The following is a 19,079-nucleotide window of genomic DNA, read 5'->3' as shown; positions in this document are numbered from 1 at the left end:
GGAGCGCCAGCATGACGGGTTACTGCTATTCGTTGCCGTCCGCCTCGCTATTCTCGGTCTTCGGTATCGCGGGTCAAAGACGTGAGATCGCCGGCGTTGGACCCGGTTCAAAGAGTCGGAACGCCGAACAGGAGCGTGAACGCGGCGGCACCGAGCAACACGACGCCCAGCGCGACGGCGACGTCGTCACCGTCGGGGGCCAGTCGCTCGAGCGAGACGACGAGCGTCAGGCCGACCATCACGAGGGGGTTCATCGTTCCCAGAACGACCATGAGCGCGAACAGCGGCCACGTACAACCGATGCAGTTGACGGCGTATCGGACGCCGTCGCGGGCCATCCGAGCGAGTTCGGGGCGGTGTGGGGCCGACTGGCGGCAGCCACACCGCGCGAGGAGGTCGCGTTTCAGCGACGTGAACTGGTAGCCGCCGGCGAACGCGAGCGAGCCACCGATACCGACGGCGCTGGCGTCGACACCCAGCACCGACGCGGTCAGCAGGCCGCGGATCGAGAGCAGATACTCGACCGCCAGCGGGACTGCGCCGACCAGCGTCCAGACGAGGCCGTACGCGCCGAGGAACGCGGCGATCGAGGGCAGGAAGACGGACGGTGAGTCACACAGTTCGTCACGGTGGCGGCGGACGACCGGCACGAGCGACGGGAGCATCATCGCCAGCATCATCGTTCCCCACATGAGCAGGTACGCGACGAGACCGGTGAGGCCGTTCGCCGTCGCCAGCGCCTCGGGAACGCCGGGCGCACGCATCGGGGCCTCGAGGCCGGCAGGGGCCGGTCCCAGTCCGGGGAGCCACCCCTCGAAGAGGACGAGCCACAGCAGGGCGGACAGCGAGAGGACGAACGCGTCCGCGACCGGGAACGCGTCGAAATCGATACGATCACTGCACGGAAGTGAATTATCGAGAACCATTGGGGACGCGGCGGGGCGGTCAGCGGGCGATCCGGAAACGGCACCGAAGGCGATAGTCGCCGTGATACTCGCGGTCGCGGGTTACGAGCTCCCGTCACGGTCGCTCGAGCGAGCGCGCCGATCGCGCTCGAGGATGGCACCGCCGGCACCGACGGCGACGTCGACGGAGACCGTCGCCAGCCCGTCGTCGACGTCGTCGCTCGAGCGGGCGAGCGCGAGTCCGCGAAGCGACTGTTCGGTGGGGGCCTCGAGTCGGGTCCAGCGGACGCTCTTGTCGCGTTCGTATATCCGGCCGCCGGTGGCGACCGCGACCGCGTCCGTCCCGACCGATCGGATCGCCTGCAGCGCGCCCTGTCCGACGTGCAGCGGCGTCCAGTTCTCACAGTGGGGATCGTACCGGTAGGCGATGCCGTCGGCACCGGCGATGAACACGGAGTCCGTGCCGGCCCAGATGTCCTGGAAGTCGACCTGTGCGTTCCGGACGCCGATCCGGTCCCACTCCTCGGGGTCGCTGTCGGTGGGTTCGGTGTCCGCCGGCTGGCCGTCTCTGGATCCGGAATCCGTCGTGTCCTCGGCGGCCGTAGTATCGTCCGCAGCCTCGCTCGAGGGGCTGGTGCCCTTCGAGTCGCCGTCCGCGGGTTCGGAGTAGGCGCCGCCGCTGGTGTCGACGGCGTAGAACCCGTCCGGCCCCGCGGTCAGGCCGGGAATCGTCGACCCGCCGCCGGGTTTGACCACCTCCCCCCAGACCGGACAGCCGTCTTCGACGGCGCAGTCGAGCACCTCTCCGGACCCGTTGGCGACCCGGACTCGCTCCTCGCCGGTCTTCCCGGTGACGGCGATGGCCTCCCACGTGCTCGTCTTCTCCATCGGCGCCGAGTAGTCGCTGAGGTGGCCGTCGGCCACGTCGTAGTAGCCGAGCGCACCGCTGTCGCCGGCGAACCAGAGCCGACAGCCGTCGTCGGTCGTCGCGATGGACCGGAGGGTGTTCTCCGAGACGCCCGGCCCGCGCTCCAAGAGGATCCGCCACCCGTCGGGTGCCCGGTGGAGCAGGAGGCCGCCTTCGCCGCAGGCGTACGGACCGTCCTGTCCGTGGACGACGCCGTGGAGGGTCCGCGACGTCGGCGATTCGACGGCCTCCCAGCCGCTTCGATCGCCGTCGTTCCCGTCGCCATTGCTCCGATCGGTGGCGCTCGGCTCGAGTCGCGTTTCGGCGTCGGGATCACCCCCGTCGGCTCGCCGGTCCGCCGCGTCGTCACCGCTCTCGTCCCCTCCGTCGTCGCGCCCGTCCGTCGCCGGGCCGACGCGCTGGAGCCAGTCGAGCGCGTCCGTCAGCGACTCGTCGAGGCGGTCGATCACCGCACCACCTCGTGGGCCGCCGCGACCCGCGAGACGCCGACGCTGTAGGCCGCCTCCCGCCAGCTCAGATCACACCGCTCGCGGCGCTCTCGCACGTCGTCGACCGCGTCCGCGAGCGCGTAGTCGAACTCGTTTGTCACGCGGGCCTCGCTCGAGCGGTCGCGGCCGACGCTCTCGACCCACTCGAGGTGGGCCGCGATCATCGTCCCGGCCGTCGCCAGCACGTCGGGGACGACGGCGATGTCGCGGTCCTCGAGGGCGCGCTGGCCGCCGGGTGTCACGCTCCCCGTCGCGCCCTCGACGACGAGATCCGCGTGAATCGCGTCGGTGTTCTCCGCGGTCACCGCCGTCGCGGGCTCCGCGAGGACCAGCACGTCGACGTCCCGCTCGAGGACGTTCTGTGTCCCGGTCATCGTTCCGTCGTCGTACTCGGCGAGCGTCCCCGGTCGCTGGAGATAGCTGGGGGCGAGGTCCGTGTCGAGGCCGGTCTCGTTGTCGGGAGCGGTCAGCCCCGCTCGATCGCTACACATCGCGACGACGGTCCCACCGCGGAACTCGAGCAGGCGAGCGGCCGTCGCGCCGAGGGGGCCGGTGCCGTAGACGGCGATCGTCGCGTCGGACAGCGGCCGGTCGTGGTCGGTCTCGAGGACGTCACGGGTCACGCGGGCGACGCTCTGCCCGCTCGCCCGGGAGATCTCTCGGAAGCCGCCGATGGCCGGCGGCTTGCCGGCGACCGTCGCGTTGTGCGGGCCGTCGACGCGGTCGGCGACGGCGTCGGCGAACCGCGCCATCGTTCGCTCGTCGGTCCCGACGTTCGGGACGAAGACGTCGCTGTCGGGTCCGACGCCGGTGACGCGGGCCGCGTAGGCTCGAGTGAGTCGGACGCGTTCGTCCCGCGAGAGCGTCGCCGGATCGACCGCGACGCCGCCCGCCGCGCCGCCGAAGGGGACGCCCGCGAGCGCGGCGCTGACGGTCGTCGCGGCCGCGAGCCCGGCACAGTCGTCGCCGCGCAGTTCGGAGGTGTACCGGTGTGGCCCGACGAAGGGGCCGCGAGCGCGGTCGTGGCGCACGCGGTAGCCGTCACAGACGCCGAGCGTGCCGTCGTCGCGTTCGAACTGGACCGTGATCCGCTGGCGGTGGTGCGGGTGCAGGAGTCGCTGCTCGATCTCGTCGGGAAGCGAGAGCCGACGCGCGGCGGTCGTCGCGTACGTCCACGGGGCGTCGAGATCGGGGTCTGTTCGACTGCGTTCGTCGCTGGAGAAATCTGTGTCTGGTGTCATTGTCGGTCGATTACGTGCCACAACGTGGCCGATCGGTCGGATCGGCCGATCGGCCCGTCAGTCGCCATCGGACCGGTCGCTCGACTCCGTCGGCGTCGAAGTGGCCGGTTCGGCTACCCAAGCGGCTCGATCGCGGCTTCGACGGACCGCTGTCCGTGACCGCCGCCGGGTGCCACCACGGACGGGTCGCGCTCACGGGAGGTCGCGAAAGAGACAGCGACGCTCCCACTCGTAGTGCTCCTCGAGGCGCTCGTTGGCGCGCGTACTCGGCCGGTAGGCGTAGGTTCGGCCGTCGAGGGGATGCTTCTCGACGTAGCCCTCTTCGATGAGTTCGGCCAAGTTCTGGTAGAGCCGCCCCTGCGTGATCTCCTCGTCGTAGTAGCAGTCGAGTTTGTCCTTGATGACGAGGCCGTGGGGGTTCCGGTCGGCGAGCATTCGGATGACGAACAGTTGATCGCGCTTGAAGCCTGTCAGGTTCGTCAGCGGACGCGGATCCGCGTCGTCGGTCGTCGACCGTTGGGTCTGGTCGTCGGTATTCGATTCGTCACTGTCGTCGGTATTCGATTCGTCACTGTCGTCGGTGTTCGTGGGGGTGTGATTGGACATCGATTCGATATCGGCGGCGGGGCCGCCGAAGCTACGCGCGGGGATCGAACCCGCGGTCGGCCGAATCCGAGCGTAGCGAAGTTAGGGGCCGTGTTCCTTCCGGTGCTCGCGGTAGAGCACGGCGAGGAAGGCACCGAGGGGGACGAGCCCGAGAATGACGAGCAACAGCCCGGCGACGACGGTCGCGGCCAACTGGACGCTCGCGACGAAGTACGCCAACACGGCGACCGCGCCCGCGATCAGCAGCGCCACGCTCGAGACCACGAGGCCGAAGCTCAGCTTTCGAAACTGCCACTCGAGGTTCTCCGACCGGTTCAACAGCCGGATCAGGACGACGACCGGCGGGATCGTCAGGGCGATCAGTTGCAGAAGCATCAGTGCGACGTCGGTGCTGACAGTGGTTGACATGGATAGACTCTGGACTGGCGGGAAGGTGGGCGGACAGCGCGCAACTGCGGTCGTCGGCCGGCGATGCGACTGAACAGTCTGGTGTCGATACGTCTGTGGACGGACTGCTATCGGTTCGGCAGGGAACGGGTAGCGGTCGAGACGACCGTGAGCGCCGGCCGCCGGACCGCAAACCGCGCGGGCGGCGAGTCCCCGCGATCGCACGTCGGTCGTTCAGTCGCGATCGCGGGGACTCGACCGCCATTCGCGCGTGTGAGTGGGGCCGCTCTCGAGGTCCCATGGATCGTCGGAGGCCGGTTCGCCGACCCACAGCGATCGACCGAGATTCGCGAGAAACACGAGTTGACCGGCGGCGATGACGTACGCTCCGACGGTCGCGAGTTGCTGCAGCGGCGCGTAGGCCGCCGGATAGGTTGCGACGCGTCGGGGGAGCTGTGCGAGCCCGACGAGCAAGAGCGCGCCGAAGGTCACGGCGACCCCGACGATCGTGAGCCAGCCGTGCAGGCGGGCCAGCCCCGGCTCGAGCCGACGGTCGGTGAGCAGGGGGAACCAGTAGTACGCGCCGGCGACGAGCGCGAGCCCGACGAACCCGGCAAGTAGCAGGTGGAAGTGCGCGACGACGTAGTAGGTGCCGGTGTAGCGGACGTTAATCGGGACGGCGGCGAGGAAGACGCCGGTGACGCCGCCGACGACGAAGAAGCCGACGGCGGAAAGCACCGCGAGCATGGGCGCGGTGTCCCGGATCGAGCCGCCCCACAGGGTGACGAGCCACGTACAGAGCTTCGCGGAACTCGGGACGGCCACCGCCAGCGTGGTGAGCATGAAGACCGTCCGAATCGACGGGCTCATCCCGGTCACGAACAGGTGGTGGCCCCAGACGGTAAACGAGACGACGCCGATCGCGAGCGTCGAGTAGACCGACGACCGGCGGCCGAACAGTCGCCGCCCGGCGAACCGCGGGAGGACGTGGCTCGCGATCCCCATCGGCGGCAGGACCAGCACGTACACCAGCGGGTGGGCGAAGAACCAGAACAGGCGTTGCCAGCCCAGCGGCCCGCCACCGCCGACGAGGAACCCGGTCCCCAGCGACCGATCGGCAAGCAGCAGGGCGACCGTCGCGGCCAGCACCGGGAACGCGACCAGCGCCATCGCGGCGGCCGTCAGCACCGTCCACGTGAACGTGTCGATGTCGAGCCACCGGATCTCGCGCCGCCGCAGGACCGTGACGACGAGGTTCGCCGCCGTCGCCGCGGTCCCGACGGCGACGAGCGCGAGCCCGACGAGGACGGCGTCGACCGCGGGGTTCGACGAGAGAAGACTCAGCGGCGGATACAGCGTCCACCCGCTCGCGACCGGCTCGAGCCCCGCGATCCCGAGAATCCCGCCGATAGTGCCCGATCGAATCGCCAGCGCCGCCGGGACCTGCAGCCAGAACGCCCAAGCGCCGAGCAGCGGGAACGCGGTCCCGTCGGCCTCGATCAGCAGGGGGACGGCGGCGTACGCGAACCCCCAGATCGCCGGCAGCGCGAACAGGAACAGCATCGTCAGCCCGTGAGTCGTGAAGAAGGCGTTGTAGGTCTCTGCCGTCCAGCGGTCCAGCGTCGGCGCGACGAGCGCCGTTCGGAGTAACAGGGCGTCGAGTCCGCCCCACAGCCCCATCGCCAGCGCGAATCCGAGGTGCCACCGAGCGAGCCGTCGATGACCGACGTTCGAGAGCCCCGCCAGCGAGCCGTTCGCTCCCTCGAGCGCTCGTCTCGACGTGGACGGCGTCATCGTCGATCGGAGGTGAACGCGCGTCCCAGTTCGCGCACGCCGAGCAGACCGACCGTCGTCGCGACGGTGAAGGCCACGACGGGATCGATCGCGTACAGGAGTCCGCCGAGCAGCGGCGCGGGAACGACGGCGACCCGGACCGCCGTCCGGATTTCGCCGGGGAGCCGCGGGCCGGGAACCGGGCTCGCTCGAGCGCTCGAGCCGACGGTCGGCCGGAGCGGCTCGATGGCGGTGCGACAGCCGAGCAGGCCGAAGAGGGCGGCGACGACAGCGGCGTTGGCCGGTGCCGCAACGAGCGCCATCGGGAGCAGCGAGAGCGCCGCGAGGCCGACGGCGAGGAGCGCTCGGCGATCGACGCGCGAAGCGAGCGCGGGGAACGCGACCGCGCCGAGGGTCGCGCCGGCGGCTTCGACGAGGACGAACAGCCCGAAGACGGCGGCCGGCGCGAGCGAGAGGCCGCCGACCGAGAGGGCGATCGGCCGGTAGTCGACGACCAGCAGGATCAGAAACGGCGAGATTCCGGCGATCGCGACCCGGACGACCGCGTCGCCGATAACGGCCCACCGGCGGCGGTCGGGCAACCGCGAGACGGCGCTCCGAACGACCGCGATCGACGGGTCGGCCTCGCTCGTCGCACCACCCGCTCGGTCATCGCTCGCCGCTCCGCCGCCGGAGAGCGGCGATCGGTCGCCGACCGTGCCGAGTGCGACCGCGCCGACGACAGCGACCGCAGCGCCGGTCGCTGCGACGAGCGCGAAGCCGGTCCGGACGGTATCGGCGCTCGCGACGGCCGTCGTCGCGAACGTCGCTGCGGCGACGACGCCGAGCGCGCCGAGGACGACCGGCGTTCGCCGATCGGAGCCGACGGCTCGAGTCGGGGAGCAGTCGCGGTCTTCGTCGGCCGCCGTCGACGGCGAACTCGTCACCCGGGTGTCGACCGGCCAGAAACCGCGTGCAGGCCCCCGAACGTGCCACGCCTGCAGGAGCGCGACGCCGATCGCGAGCCAGCCGAGCGCCGAGAGCGGCGTTCCCAACAGCGTATCGAGCGCCGGCGACCCCGCCCACGCCAGCAGGCCGACCGCGGCGATCAGCGCCGACAGCACCGCGACCGCCCTCGCCTCGAGCGGCGTCGAATCGCCGCCGATCGGTCCGCTCGAGTACTCGGTCGCGGCGACGGCGATCCCGAGGCCGAGGGTCACCAGCGAGCCGACGACGATCGGCCCGTAGCCGAGCGCGGACAGGAACTCGGGGAGGTAGCGTTCGGCCAGGCGAACCAGACCGTGGGTCGACACGAGGGTCGCGAGGCAGACGAGTCGGACCGGATCGCTCCGTTCGACGGGGTCTATCGAGTGTTGAGTCATGGGTACTGGAACAGGGGAATGGGGTCGCGGCCGTCTCGCGGCGACGGTCAGCGACGGCTGCGGCGGCGTCGACGCGGCGGGATCGGTCGCGGAACGGTCAGCGTCACTTCAGCCCGCGATCCTCGAGCGCGTAGGCGATCCGCTCGAGGGTCTTGTAGGCGTAGTAGATGACGCCGGCGACGTGGGGTGCGAGTCGGTTACCGATACGGACGCGCCGATCTGGCTCGAGGGCGACGTAGACCTGTACCGCGAGGACCGGGATGGTGACGACGTTGAGGACGGCCGTGTACGTCCCGGGGACGGTGCCGCCGGCTGCGCTCACGGGCGGGATGAGCCCGAGGCCGCCGAACAGCAGGTGGACTGCGAGACCGGCAGTCACTGCTGCGAGGAAGAACGCGACGAAAATCACGGCAGCCATCCGGATCCCGTAGTAGCGGCGATAGGCCTGAACCAGCGGGAGGATCAGCAGGTCCGCGAAGATGAACGCGAGGACGCCGCCGAAGGAGACGCCGTTCTGCCAGAGAACGACCCCGAAGGGGATGTTCCCGACCGAACAGAGGAATGTGACGACGCCGACGACGGCACCCAGAACGACGTTCGAGACGAGCCGAACGGCGCTGCCCTCGGCACCGACGCCGAAGACGGCTGTCCACCAAGCGTTCGGCACCAGCGCGGCCAGCAGGCCGGCGATGAGAAAGCCCAGCAGGATGTCCCGCCAGAGCATGTCCCACTCGCGGATCGTGTTCGCGGCCGCCGCCCGCCAGCGGTCGCCCGAGAAGAGTTCGGGGCCGGCAGTGACCGCCTCCCGGTCAGTCGCCGGATCGTACGCGCCCCGACAGCCCTCACAGCAGAAGTACCGCCGTTCGCCATCGACCTCCCGCACGATCGTGTCCTCGTCGGCCGGATCCGCACGCATGCCACAGGTAGCACACTCGGTCTCCTCGAGTGTCCGGGCGTGCTCTCGTGCGCGTTCGATCCACGCCTCGGGGACGAACCGACGGTAGACGATCGCGAGGACGACGATCGCCACGAGGCCGCCGACGATCTCGGCGAGGGCGAACTGCCAGCCCAGCAGGAGCAGAACGACCAAGGCGAGTTCCAGTACGAGATCCGTACTCGCGAACTGGAACGCCCCCAGACTGGCCGCGGCCGACGCGCCCTTCGTGAACAGCGACCGGGTCATCGAGACCGCCGAGAACGAGCAACTCGAGGACGACGCGCCGAAGAACGAGCCGTAGGCGACGGCTCGCCAGCTGTCGTCGCCGAGGTAGTCAGTGATCCGGTCCTCGGAGAGGAACTCCTGGATCGCGCCGGAGAGCGTGAAGCCGAACACGAGCGCCCACCACGTCTCCCAGCCCATCTTGAACGCGATGATCGTGCCGTCGACGAGAGCCAGCAGGAACGCGCCGAGCAGCCCGACGAGCCGTGCGGCGAGGTCGAGTCCGCCGTCGTTCGGGGCGACCATTCCGGGGCCGGCCAACCGCCCGACGAACGGGGGACGCCGTCCGTGCTCGATCACCGTCAGTGCCAGTGAGGCGAGCGGTCGTCCCTGTGCGAGCGCGAGGTCTGACGCGTCGATGATCGGATGTAACGCTGAGAGCATGGTGGATGAAAGCGAGGCGGCCCGCCAGAAGCGAGGGCGTTCGATCGAGGCTGCGATCGGACAGCAGCGGCTGTGCCGTCGAGCCAGGAGGTCATCCGCGCCGAGGCGCGTCGTCCGGGCTTTCCAACACCAATAACCAATGGATTGTGCCCTATAAAAATGGACGAAACCTAGAAGATATAAATCGGATGTGCGACGTGTCGGTGTCGATTCGTTCGCGAGCCCACTCCCGGGGCTGTTTCAGCGGTTCAACAGGCCGATCGCTCGGTGACGGTTGTAGAGGTAGGCGATACAGACCGCCACGGTCGAGAGCAGAAACGCGACGATCGCGATCGCGATCGCGATTCCGAACCCGGCCGCCAGCCCGGAGAGCACGCCGAGGAGAAGGGGTGCGGCGACCGCCGCTCCGACGTAGATCTTGCGGTCGGGGGCCCACGAATCGGTCTCGCTCGCGACGTATTCGACGTCGCGCCAGATCGCGGGCAGCGTCACGGCGCCCGTCGCGGTGACGACGATCAGGAGGGCGACGCTCCCCAGACTCGAGGCCACCACCGAGCCGCCGCCGGTGAGGCGAGCGAGCGAGACGATTCCGAGGAGGCTCAGGGCGGGATAGCCGATCAGGACGTACCAGTACCACGGCGCACGGTCGGTCGGGTCGATCGCTGTGAGATCACCACGTGACATGACGCATCCGCCGTTCGAACCACCCACTGATAAGCTGTCTAGATACATAATATTAGTACACAAAATAACTGAAATAGGCGTCTAGCGTGTCCTATGGGTCCGTATCTTTATTCTAAACACTCTCAGTATTGTGTCTGTTTATGGCACTGGCACCGCTAGCCGGGATACCCCGGTCGGACCGCTCTGACGGTCCGATCGACCGCAAACACATGATCGGTGAACACGCATTCTGTCCGACCAGCGGTGCATCTCTCTCGCGAGAGGTCCACTACGACGAACGCGGCCGTCCGGAACGCGTTCCCCAGTCCGACGACCTCTCGCCGAACGCGTCCCTCGACGCCCCGCTCACGACAGGGGAACGGCGCTCCTCGAGGCGTGCGCTCGCGACCCACTTCCGGCGGTGTCACCGCCGGCACGCCGACGCGGACGACGAACTCTACTGTCGCGCCGCGCTCTCGCTCGCCCGACTCAAGCGGGCGGCGGCGGGTCGCCAAGGGCGCGATGTCATCGTCTGGTACGCGCTGGCCGAACGGCTCGCCCGCGACGGGTTCGACGTGGACTGGATGAGCGCCCACGCCGAACCGCGATGTCCGGACTGCAGCGGTCGGCTAACGTACGTCGAGGGCCCCGACGGGCCGATCGGCCGCTGTGGCGGGTCGTGTCACGGGACGCGTGCCGATCGACTCGAGACGATCCGTGACACCGTCTGCTCGCTGTTCGCGCGAACGTTCCCCGACGATCCGACCCCAGATACCGATGCACTCACGCTACTGTGATCGACCGCGACGGGTATCGCCGGTCCACCCTCGCCACGGGAACGACGAATATGCGACTCCTGACCGTGCTTACCACCTCGCAGTCGAGTACAGACGAGGTCACGGCGATCGTCGAGCACCACGACCTCGAGTACAGTCTCACCGACCACACCGACGGCGAGAGCCGGACGATCACCGTCCCCGCGCCCGCCCACGCGATCGAGCCGTTGGAGGACGATCTGGCGACGGTCGGCGACGACGTCTCCATCGTCGTCGAAGAACCGATGGCGATCGTCGGGAGCGGCTGGGACGAGTCGCCGCCCGCGAAGCGACGCGAGTGGCTCTCGTTCGAACGCATCTCGCGGAGCGAACTGCGATCGAAGGCCCAATCGCAGTTGCCCTCGCTCGTCATCTTCGCCGCGATGACGGCGATCAGCGGCGTCGTCGCCACCACCGGCGTCCTGCTGAACTCGCTTGCGGTCCTGGTCGGCGCGATGGTGATCGCACCCCTGCTCGGGCCGGCGATGGCCTCGAGCGCCGCGACGGTGCTCGACGAGCGCCAGTTGTTCGTCCGCGGGGTCAAGCTCCAGCTCGTCGGCATCGGCGTCGCGATGGCGAGCGCCCTCGCGTTCGCGGCGTTCGCGCGGACCTCCGCGGTCATCACGGCCGCGGTCGACCTGCAGGCGAGTCTGGGGCTCGGCAGCCACGGCCTGCCGCCGTCGCTGCTCGTGACCGTCGCGGTCTGTTCGGGCATCGCCGCGGGGCTCGGGATGGCGACGACCGGGATCACGGACCTCATCGGAGTGATGATCGCGGCCGCGATCATGCCGCCGATCGGCGTCGTCGGCGTCGGCGTCGCCTGGACAGAACCCGCGGCCGTCCTCGGCTCGCTCGTCGTCGTCGCGGTCAACGTCATCGCGATCAACGTCGGCGCGATCGCGACCCTCTGGACCGTCGGCTTCCACCCCTCGGACCGCTCGCGCATCCGGACGACCCGAGGGGCCATCCTCCGGCGAGTCGTCCTGCTGACGGCCTTGCTACTGGTCGCGATTCGACTCCTCGAGGTCGTCTCCGACGGCCTCTGAACCGTCCCGATACCGCCGCATCTCCGACCCATGACTGACGATCCGTCACACCCAGATTCCGAACGCGCACCCGATTCGTCTCCGCCACCCGCGGCGGGCAACACCGCCGATTCCGAGGCGGTCCGCGGAACCGGCCGCTCGAGCGATGACGGCGACTCCGACCGCGACGACCGAGACGACTACGACAGCGACGGCCATGACCGCGACGACCACGATACTCGCGACGACCGCGACGGCGGGGACGAGTCCTCGCTCGGCGTCTCCCTCGTCGGCTACGCGCTCCGACTGACGGCCGCCGCGCTGGTGGTCGGCGGGCGGCTCCTCTGGACCGGCGTCCGGATCGGCTCGCGGTACGTCACCGACACGCCGTCGCGACGGCGGGGCCGCCGGTGGCTCCTGCTCGAGGGCGATCGGCGGGTGATCGTCGGCTGGTTCGTCGCCGGCGTCTTCGCCGTCGCGCTCGTCCTCGGGGTTAGCGACGTCATCGGCGTCCGGGAGAGCCGGTTCGTCACGACGATGTTCAGTACGATGATCGCGGGGCTGTTCTCGTTCATCCCGATCGTCGTCGCGGTCAACCAGCTGATCATCTCGCGGCTGTTCGGCACGCCCGATCGGCTCACCGAGCGGATCGACGGCGTCCAGGCGTTCCGCAGTCGCGTCGAGACACAGACGGAGGGCGACGGTGTCAGTCCCACCGATCCCGCCCCGTTTCTCGCCCGCCTCGCCGGGACGCTCGGCAGTCGCGCCGACGAACTCGCGACCGAGTGCGGGGACGACCATCGGCCGACCGACGGCGGCGAGCGCAGCCGCGTCAGCGACGCCGACGACACGCCAATCTCGGCCCTCGAGTCGATCTGTCGCTTCGCGTCGCGAACGCGCGAGCACACCCGAGACCTCTCCGCGCGGCTCACCGGCGAGACCGAGTCGGTCTTCGCCGTCGTGTTACCGACGATCGACCACGACTACGCCGGTGCCGCAAACGAGGCGCAGCGGCTCGGTCACCGGTTCGACGAGGAACTGTCGGGCCGGGCCGCGTCGCTGCTCGAGGAACTCCGCGAACTGTTCGTCACTGCGGACGCGACGCGGCAGTACTTCACGACGATCTACCTCCAGCGCGAACTCGCGCGGCTGTCGCGGCTGATCACCTACAGCGGCACCGCCGCGATCCTGCTCTCATCGCTGGTCATCATGATCTACGCGAGCGGCTACCCGCCGGTCGCATTCGAGGGGTGGCTGCTCGTGCTCGTGAGCCTCGCGCTCGCGGTCGCGTTCAGTCCGCTCGCGGTGCTGTTCGCGTACGTCGTCCGCATCTCGGCCATCCTCAAGCGGACCTCCGCGCCGGGCGCGTTCACGCCGCCGGGCGAGTTCCACCGGTCGTACGACGCCCGCGGCGCGACCCAGCCCGGCGAGGTGACGGCGACGACTCGAGCGGCCGACGCCGACGACCGGTCGAGCGAGGGCGATCGGTGACCGGGCGTCACCAGTCCCGGCGCGCCGTCCTCGCAGCGGTCGGGACGGCGGTCGGATCGCTGTCGATCGCGGGCTGTGCCGACACCGACAGCGAGTGGGTCGCCGCCGACCCGCCCACCGACGCGGCGCTGGAAGCCGTCGTGACGACCGCCGACGGGGCCTACGCCGTCGGCGAGGACGGGATCGTCCTCGCCCGCGACGGCGGCGACTGGACCGTCCGCCTCGAGCGCGGGCTCGGCGGTGCGGGCGACGGCTTGCGCTCCGCGGCGGTCACGAGCAACGGACGAGCGATGTGGGTCGCCGGCGACAGCGGCGCGCTCGGCTACTACGACGTCGTCGCCGACCGCGCCGTGGACTTCTCCGCACCGAAGGAGAAGACGACCTCGTGGACGGCGGTCGCCGCCGCCGGACTGGCCGGCGACGAGCGGCTCACGGCCATCAACAGCTCCGGCGAACTCCTCCGGGGCCGGCGCGACGGCGCGACCGTCGACTGGAGCGACGTGATCAAACCCGGGTCCGGCTCGAGCGTGACCGACATCGACCTCACGCCGCTGGCGTACGGCTACGTGGTCGACACCGACGGCGGCGTCTTCGAGTCTCGAGACGGCGGCGTCTCGTGGAGCCGCATCGGGCTCGAGGGCGCGGGAGTCGACTTCGCGACGGTCGCGGCGACGGACAGCGGTCGCGTCTCGGTCGCCGGCGGCAACGGCGTCGTCTCCACCTACAACGGCGTCGACTGGTCGCGAACGACGCTGGGCGAGCAGCCGATCGCGGCGCTCGCCCGGGACCGCGACACCGCGCTGGCGGTCTCGTCTGCGGGAGTGATCTACGAGCGCGGCTTCGACGGCTGGGCCGAACTCGCCGACCTCCGGCCGGGGAACGAACTGCGGTCGGTCGCGCTCGCCACCGCCCGGTCGCCGCAACTGGTCGTCGGTGAGTCCGGAACGATATTCGAACGGCGGTACTGACGGCCGTCGGTCCCGGGACCGTCGCCGACTCGCATCCCCGCTCGTTCCATCAGTGATTACTTGTGTCTCTCCGTCACGTTCGAACGATGGTCTCACGAAGAGACGCCCTCGCTCTCGGTTGCGGTGCGGGCGTCACCGCAATCTCCGGCTGTACCGGCCTCCTCTCCGACTCGTCCCGCCTTTCGCTGATCGCGTTGAACTTCGATTCGGAACCGCACGCGATGACCGTCGAACTGCTCCGCGCGGACGCCGACAGGTACTCCGAGGCGGTCGAGTTGCGAGAGCGATACGAACTCGAGGCGCCGCCGGACGGCGACGCCGCGTATGAACACCGCGAGCCGGATTCGTTCGAGAACGAGAGATACGTCGTCAGGGCCGATCTCCAGGACTTGCCCGCGACGAGGGCGACGTATCAGTACTATCCGGACTGTCCGGACGGCGACGAGTCCGACGACCTCTACGTCGAAGTCAGAACCGAACCGGAGAGCGACGACCGGTACATCGAATTCACGCAGAATCGGTGTTCGGGCAGTTCCGGGTGGTTCTGAACGGCCGTTCGCACCGCGCTGCGATCGCGACGAGCGATCGGTCCGGGGACGGTCGCGCTGGGACGGCGGGGACGCCGTCGGCTCCGTCCCGTTACGCTTTACCCCCACCAGCCCGAATCGAGGCGCAATGACTGCCCAGACCGCCCAGCAGGGCGACCTCGTGACCGTCATCGGACTCGAGGTCCACGTCCAGCTGGAGACCGACACGAAGATCTTCTGTGGCTGTTCGACCGAGCCGAGTGACGAACCCAACGACAACGTCTGCCCGGTCTGTCTCGGCCTGCCGGGTGCGTTGCCGGTCCTCAACGAGGCCGCCGTCGAGGCCGCCGTCAAGATCGGGAAGGCGATCGACGCCGACATTCCCGAGGAGACCCGGTTCCACCGGAAGAACTACTACTACCCCGACCTGCCCAAGAACTTCCAGATCACCCAGTACGACGAACCGATCTGTGCCGACGGCGAACTCGAGGTGTCCGTCGAGGGGAACCGCCGCACGGTCGCGATCGAGCGCGCCCACCTGGAGGAGGACCCGGGCAGCCTGCAACACGTCGGCGGCGGTGGCGGCATCGATTCGGCCGACTACACCCTCGTCGACTACAACCGCGCGGGCACGCCGCTGATGGAGATCGTCACGGCCCCCGACTTCCGCAGTCCGAGCGAGGTCCGAGCGTTCCTCGCGGAACTCGAGGAGGTGCTCGAATACCTGAGCGTCTTCGACGCCGAACGGGACGGCAGCCTGCGGATCGACGCCAACCTCTCGATCATCCCCGAGGAGGAGATCGACGGCGACGACACCGACGAGATCGGAATGGACGCACTCGAGTCGGCCAACCGTACCGAGGTCAAGAACATCTCGAGTCACAAGGGCGCCGAGAAGGCCTTGGCCTACGAGGAGACCCGCCAGAAGAACGCGATCCAGCGCGGACGCGCGGTCGAACAGGAGACCCGCCACTGGGACGAGTCCCGCGGGATCACGGTCTCGATGCGCTCGAAAGAGGAGGAGAAGGACTACCGGTACTTCGAGGAGGCAGACCTGCCGCCGCTGCGGGTCTCGGGCTGGAAAGACGAAATCGCGATCCCGGAACTCCCCTCCGCTCGCCGCGAGCGGTTCCGAGACGAATACGGCCTGAGCGAGGAGGCGGCCTCGAAGCTCACCTCGACCAAGCAGGTCGCGGACTTCTACGAGGACGTTGCCGGCGAGTTCGACCCCGATCTGGCCGCGACGTGGGTCGCGGACAACCTGCTGGGCGAACTCAACTACCGCGACATTGAGATCACCGAGATCGAGGGCCGACTCGAGGAGATCAAGCGACTCGTCGAACTCGTCGCCGAGGACGAAATCACGGCGAAAAACGCCCGGGAAACGGTCCTGCGATCGATGCTCGACGACGGCCGAACGCCCGACGAGGTCGTCGCGGAGGAAGGACTGGGCAAGACCGGCGAAGACGAGGTCCAGCAGGCCGTCGTCGAAGCGATCGACGAGAACCCCGACGCCGTCGGCGACTACGAGAGCGGCGACGACGGCGCGATCAACTTCCTCGTCGGGCAGGTCATGCAAAAGACTGGCGGCAGCGCGGACCCGGGCGACGTGAACCAGCTGCTGCGGGCCGAACTCGAGGACTAACCGGCGCGTTCGACGTTTTCTCACCTCCACAACCGAGCTTGCGGGTCTTGTCGGCCTGACGTGCTCCGAGTCGCGACTATCACCGGAGTCGTTTCCGTACCAATCCGGTACACGTCCCCTTCCGCGACCGCGTGAATTATGAACTATCGATATGTTCCTAGCCGGCATGGACCGCATTACGCTCGGCAACGAGGAGTTCGAGGGCCGAAACAACGCGTACGTGTTCGCTGACGACGACGCGGGCGAACTCGCGCTGGTCGACACCGGCATCGCCACCGATCCGGTTCGGCGGGATCTCCGCGACGGCCTCGCTGAACGCGGCTACGATTTCGCCGACGTCGACGACATCGTCCTCACTCACTTCCACGTCGATCACGCCGGACTGGCGGGCGAGATTCAGGCCGAAAGCGACGCGACCGTCTACGTCCACGAGGCCGACGCCCCGCTGGTCGCACAGGACCCGGACGCGGTCGCCGCCGTCGAGGACCGCCGCCGAGAACGCCTCGAGGAGTGGGGCGTCCCCGAGGACGCGCGAGCGGAACTGCTCGACTTTCTCGAGTCGGCCGAAATCGATGGTCCACCGGCCGAGCCGACGCCGATCGAAGACGGGGAGATACTCGAGGTCGGCGGCCGAACCCTCGAGACGATCCACGCGCCGGGGCACGCGGCCGGGCTCTGCTGTTTCGAGACGGCGGGCGGCGACGAGGCCTTCGTCGGCGATGCCGTCCTCCCAGTGTACACGCCGAACGTCGGCGGCGCGGACGCCCGGGTCGAGCGTCCGCTCGAGAAATACGTCGCGACCTTGCGGCGGATCGCCGACCGCGACTACGAGCGGGTCTGGCCCGGGCACCGTGACCCCATCGACGAGCCGACCGACCGCGCGCTGACGATCCTCGAGCACCACCGCGAGCGGACCGAAACGATCCTCGAGTTGCTGGACGACCGCGGCCCGGCCGACGCGTGGACGATTAGCGCCCACCTATTCGGCGACCTCGAGGGGATTCACATCGTTCACGGGCCGGGGGAGGCGTTCGCCCATCTCGACCATCTCCGGCACGAGGGGGTCGTTGCGTTCGAAAACGGCGAGTACCGATCGCTGGACGAATCGGTGTCGCTCGACGACCTGTTCTGATCGGTCGGTAGTTTCGAGAGAGGGAGTATCGCTTCGTAGCCTCCGCCATCGGCAACTCTGAACACGTGTCTCGTTCACAAGTTCCTTGGTAACTACCCTCATCTTTATTAACGAGGGTTCGAAAGAAGAGTGTGAGAATCGGTAACTCAGTGACTCATAATGCCTAACGAAGATAACAATACTCTCGGAATGGATAGATCTGGTAAGGGGGGCGTGGGACGCCGGACGTTTCTGGGTGCGGCTAGTGCCGGTGCCCTGACGACGACGCTGGCCGGCTGTCTCGGCGGCGGTGGCGACGACGGACTCACGATCGGCCACCTCGCGCCGACCGACAACCCGCTCGGCATCGGCTCCACACGAACCGCGGAGATGGCCGTCGAGGAACTCAACGAGGACGGCGGGTTCAACGGTGAGGAAGCGGAACTCATCACCAGAGACACGCGAACGGACCCGGCCGAAGCCCAGAACGTGACGGAGGAACTCATCCAGCAGGAGAACGTGAACCTGCTCATCGGGACGTTCAACTCCGAGACCACGCAGTCGATTTTAGACCTCACCGCGGAGTTCGACGTCCCGTTCATGATCACCGGCTCGGCCGCGCCGAGCCTGATCACGGATTCCGTCGGATCGGACTACGAGGAGTACAAGAACATCTTCCGCGTCGGCCCGATCAACTCCGATTTCCAGGCGGAGTCGATCGCCGATTACTGCACCTATCTCAACGACCGACACGACTGGAGCCGGGTCGCGTTCCTTCGCGATCAGGCCGAGTGGACGACACCGTTCGGCGATCAGATCCCGGACCTGCTCTCGGAGCGCGGACTCGATCTCGTCTACGAGGACGCCCTGTCGATCGAGGGGACCGATTTCAGCCCGGTCATGAGCGATATCAACGACTCGGACGCGGACTTCGTCTTGCGGTTTTTCGCACACATCGACGGCGGCGACATGCTCACGCGCTGGCACGAGGGCCAGTACGAGTTCGGCATCGAGGGCGTCCACGTATCCGGGATGCTCCCGTCGTACAACGAGGCCTACAGCGGCGCTGCGACCTACGAGACGACCTCCCAGTCCGGCGCCGCGGGCGTCGCCCCCATCACGGAGCGAACGGAGTCGTTCGTCTCCGACTACGCGAGCCGCTATCAGGACGAAGCGGAGCCGCCGATCCGGGCGCCGATGTACATGGGATTCAACACGTACGACGGCATCTCGGTCTTCAAGGAAGTCGTCGACGGGATCGGAACGACGAACACGCGGGACAATCTCGACGACTTCGTCGACGAGATGCTCGGCGTCGACTTCACCGGCGTCGCCGGGCAGGTCAGTTTCTACGGGGAAGACGCCGACTACCCCCACGACGTACAGGAGGAACGCGGCGACGACGGCACGGTTACGAACTACCCGGTGACCCAGTGGGTGTCGGAAACGGAACTCGAGTGCGTCTACCCCGAACAGCACCGCACGGCCGAGCATCAGATGCCGCCCTGGATGCAGTGAGCA

At 68.6% G+C, this 19,079-nt stretch carries 17 protein-coding genes; 8 read left to right on the top strand and 9 right to left on the bottom strand.

Annotated features, from left to right (window positions below):
• Positions 1 to 107: 107 nt before the first annotated feature.
• The 9 genes from ACT4ML_RS06970 to ACT4ML_RS06930 form a co-directional block, all read right to left on the bottom strand.
• Entirely contained in the window at positions 108 to 926 is an 819-nt protein-coding gene (locus ACT4ML_RS06970; RefSeq protein ID WP_444720208.1) for a DUF2182 domain-containing protein, read from the bottom strand.
• Between the two features lie 81 nt (positions 927 to 1,007).
• Positions 1,008 to 2,282, bottom strand: coding sequence for a hypothetical protein (locus ACT4ML_RS06965; RefSeq protein ID WP_444720207.1), 1,275 nt, complete (start codon positions 2,280 to 2,282; stop codon positions 1,008 to 1,010).
• On the bottom strand, positions 2,279 to 3,562 hold the full coding sequence (locus ACT4ML_RS06960; protein ID WP_444720206.1) for a Glu/Leu/Phe/Val family dehydrogenase: 1,284 nt from the start codon (positions 3,560 to 3,562) through the stop codon (positions 2,279 to 2,281). Before ACT4ML_RS06960 ends, ACT4ML_RS06965 begins: the two co-directional genes overlap by 4 nt.
• Positions 3,563 to 3,754: 192 nt before the next feature.
• On the bottom strand, positions 3,755 to 4,168 hold the full coding sequence (locus tag ACT4ML_RS06955) for a helix-turn-helix transcriptional regulator (RefSeq protein WP_444720205.1): 414 nt from the start codon (positions 4,166 to 4,168) through the stop codon (positions 3,755 to 3,757).
• Between the two features lie 81 nt (positions 4,169 to 4,249).
• Positions 4,250 to 4,543 carry a hypothetical protein gene (locus ACT4ML_RS06950; RefSeq protein ID WP_444720204.1) on the bottom strand — a complete coding sequence of 98 codons (294 nt, stop codon included), beginning with the start codon at positions 4,541 to 4,543 and terminating at the stop codon, positions 4,250 to 4,252.
• 246 nt (positions 4,544 to 4,789) lie between these two features.
• Positions 4,790 to 6,349, bottom strand: a complete 1,560-nt coding sequence (locus ACT4ML_RS06945) for a cytochrome c oxidase subunit I (protein WP_444720203.1) — start codon at positions 6,347 to 6,349, stop codon at positions 4,790 to 4,792.
• Entirely contained in the window at positions 6,346 to 7,710 is a 1,365-nt protein-coding gene (locus ACT4ML_RS06940; RefSeq protein WP_444720202.1) for a transporter, read from the bottom strand. Before ACT4ML_RS06940 ends, ACT4ML_RS06945 begins: the two co-directional genes overlap by 4 nt.
• 103 nt (positions 7,711 to 7,813) lie before the next feature.
• Positions 7,814 to 9,313, bottom strand: coding sequence for a permease (locus ACT4ML_RS06935; protein ID WP_444720201.1), 1,500 nt, complete (start codon positions 9,311 to 9,313; stop codon positions 7,814 to 7,816).
• Positions 9,314 to 9,553: 240 nt separating this feature from the next.
• A complete protein-coding gene (locus tag ACT4ML_RS06930; RefSeq protein WP_444720200.1) occupies positions 9,554 to 9,997 on the bottom strand; it encodes a hypothetical protein in 444 nt (147 codons plus the stop codon).
• Positions 9,998 to 10,206: 209 nt separating this feature from the next.
• Here ACT4ML_RS06930 and ACT4ML_RS06925 point away from each other — a divergent pair, with 209 nt between their 5' ends.
• The 8 genes from ACT4ML_RS06925 (at position 10,207) to ACT4ML_RS06890 (ending at position 19,076) form a co-directional block, all read left to right on the top strand.
• Positions 10,207 to 10,773: a hypothetical protein gene (locus tag ACT4ML_RS06925; protein WP_444720199.1), complete on the top strand. Its 567-nt coding sequence runs from the start codon at positions 10,207 to 10,209 to the stop codon at positions 10,771 to 10,773.
• 50 nt (positions 10,774 to 10,823) lie between these two features.
• Positions 10,824 to 11,837 carry a TIGR00341 family protein gene (locus tag ACT4ML_RS06920; RefSeq protein ID WP_138245927.1) on the top strand — a complete coding sequence of 338 codons (1,014 nt, stop codon included), beginning with the start codon at positions 10,824 to 10,826 and terminating at the stop codon, positions 11,835 to 11,837.
• A 30-nt stretch (positions 11,838 to 11,867) separates the two neighbouring features.
• Complete coding sequence (locus tag ACT4ML_RS06915) at positions 11,868 to 13,307, top strand: hypothetical protein (protein ID WP_444720198.1); 1,440 nt, start codon at positions 11,868 to 11,870, stop codon at positions 13,305 to 13,307.
• Positions 13,304 to 14,275, top strand: coding sequence for a WD40/YVTN/BNR-like repeat-containing protein (locus tag ACT4ML_RS06910; protein ID WP_444720197.1), 972 nt, complete (start codon positions 13,304 to 13,306; stop codon positions 14,273 to 14,275). The genes ACT4ML_RS06915 and ACT4ML_RS06910 overlap by 4 nt, the downstream gene beginning before the upstream one ends.
• Before the next feature lie 86 nt (positions 14,276 to 14,361).
• Positions 14,362 to 14,823: a hypothetical protein gene (locus ACT4ML_RS06905; RefSeq protein WP_444720196.1), complete on the top strand. Its 462-nt coding sequence runs from the start codon at positions 14,362 to 14,364 to the stop codon at positions 14,821 to 14,823.
• Between the two features lie 127 nt (positions 14,824 to 14,950).
• Complete coding sequence (gene gatB / locus ACT4ML_RS06900; protein WP_444720195.1) at positions 14,951 to 16,447, top strand: Asp-tRNA(Asn)/Glu-tRNA(Gln) amidotransferase subunit GatB; 1,497 nt, start codon at positions 14,951 to 14,953, stop codon at positions 16,445 to 16,447.
• A gap of 166 nt (positions 16,448 to 16,613) precedes the next feature.
• The gene (locus ACT4ML_RS06895) at positions 16,614 to 17,579 is read left to right on the top strand and encodes an MBL fold metallo-hydrolase (RefSeq protein WP_444720194.1); all 966 of its coding nucleotides are present in this window, start codon (positions 16,614 to 16,616) and stop codon (positions 17,577 to 17,579) included.
• Between the two features lie 255 nt (positions 17,580 to 17,834).
• A complete protein-coding gene (locus ACT4ML_RS06890) occupies positions 17,835 to 19,076 on the top strand; it encodes an ABC transporter substrate-binding protein (protein ID WP_444720606.1) in 1,242 nt (413 codons plus the stop codon).
• The last annotated feature ends 3 nt before the right edge of the window (positions 19,077 to 19,079 follow it).

The sequence above is a fragment of the Natrinema sp. LN54 genome (genome assembly GCF_052439245.1).
In the GTDB taxonomy this organism is placed as follows: Archaea; Halobacteriota; Halobacteria; order Halobacteriales; family Natrialbaceae; genus Natrinema; species Natrinema versiforme_A.
This window is presented reverse-complemented; position numbering and strand designations above follow the sequence as displayed.

Coding starts and splice junctions, on each gene's coding strand:
- gatB (WP_444720195.1), top strand. CDS start 14,951: ATGACTGCCCAGACCGCCCAGCAGGGCGACCTCGTGACCGTCATCGGA.
- ACT4ML_RS06915 (WP_444720198.1), top strand. CDS start 11,868: ATGACTGACGATCCGTCACACCCAGATTCCGAACGCGCACCCGATTCG.
- ACT4ML_RS06950 (WP_444720204.1), bottom strand. CDS start 4,543: ATGCTTCTGCAACTGATCGCCCTGACGATCCCGCCGGTCGTCGTCCTG.
- ACT4ML_RS06935 (WP_444720201.1), bottom strand. CDS start 9,313: ATGCTCTCAGCGTTACATCCGATCATCGACGCGTCAGACCTCGCGCTC.
- ACT4ML_RS06895 (WP_444720194.1), top strand. CDS start 16,614: ATGGACCGCATTACGCTCGGCAACGAGGAGTTCGAGGGCCGAAACAAC.
- ACT4ML_RS06920 (WP_138245927.1), top strand. CDS start 10,824: ATGCGACTCCTGACCGTGCTTACCACCTCGCAGTCGAGTACAGACGAG.
- ACT4ML_RS06960 (WP_444720206.1), bottom strand. CDS start 3,562: ATGACACCAGACACAGATTTCTCCAGCGACGAACGCAGTCGAACAGAC.
- ACT4ML_RS06925 (WP_444720199.1), top strand. CDS start 10,207: ATGATCGGTGAACACGCATTCTGTCCGACCAGCGGTGCATCTCTCTCG.
- ACT4ML_RS06945 (WP_444720203.1), bottom strand. CDS start 6,349: ATGACGCCGTCCACGTCGAGACGAGCGCTCGAGGGAGCGAACGGCTCG.
- ACT4ML_RS06970 (WP_444720208.1), bottom strand. CDS start 926: ATGGTTCTCGATAATTCACTTCCGTGCAGTGATCGTATCGATTTCGAC.
- ACT4ML_RS06955 (WP_444720205.1), bottom strand. CDS start 4,168: ATGTCCAATCACACCCCCACGAACACCGACGACAGTGACGAATCGAAT.
- ACT4ML_RS06940 (WP_444720202.1), bottom strand. CDS start 7,710: ATGACTCAACACTCGATAGACCCCGTCGAACGGAGCGATCCGGTCCGA.
- ACT4ML_RS06905 (WP_444720196.1), top strand. CDS start 14,362: ATGGTCTCACGAAGAGACGCCCTCGCTCTCGGTTGCGGTGCGGGCGTC.
- ACT4ML_RS06930 (WP_444720200.1), bottom strand. CDS start 9,997: ATGTCACGTGGTGATCTCACAGCGATCGACCCGACCGACCGTGCGCCG.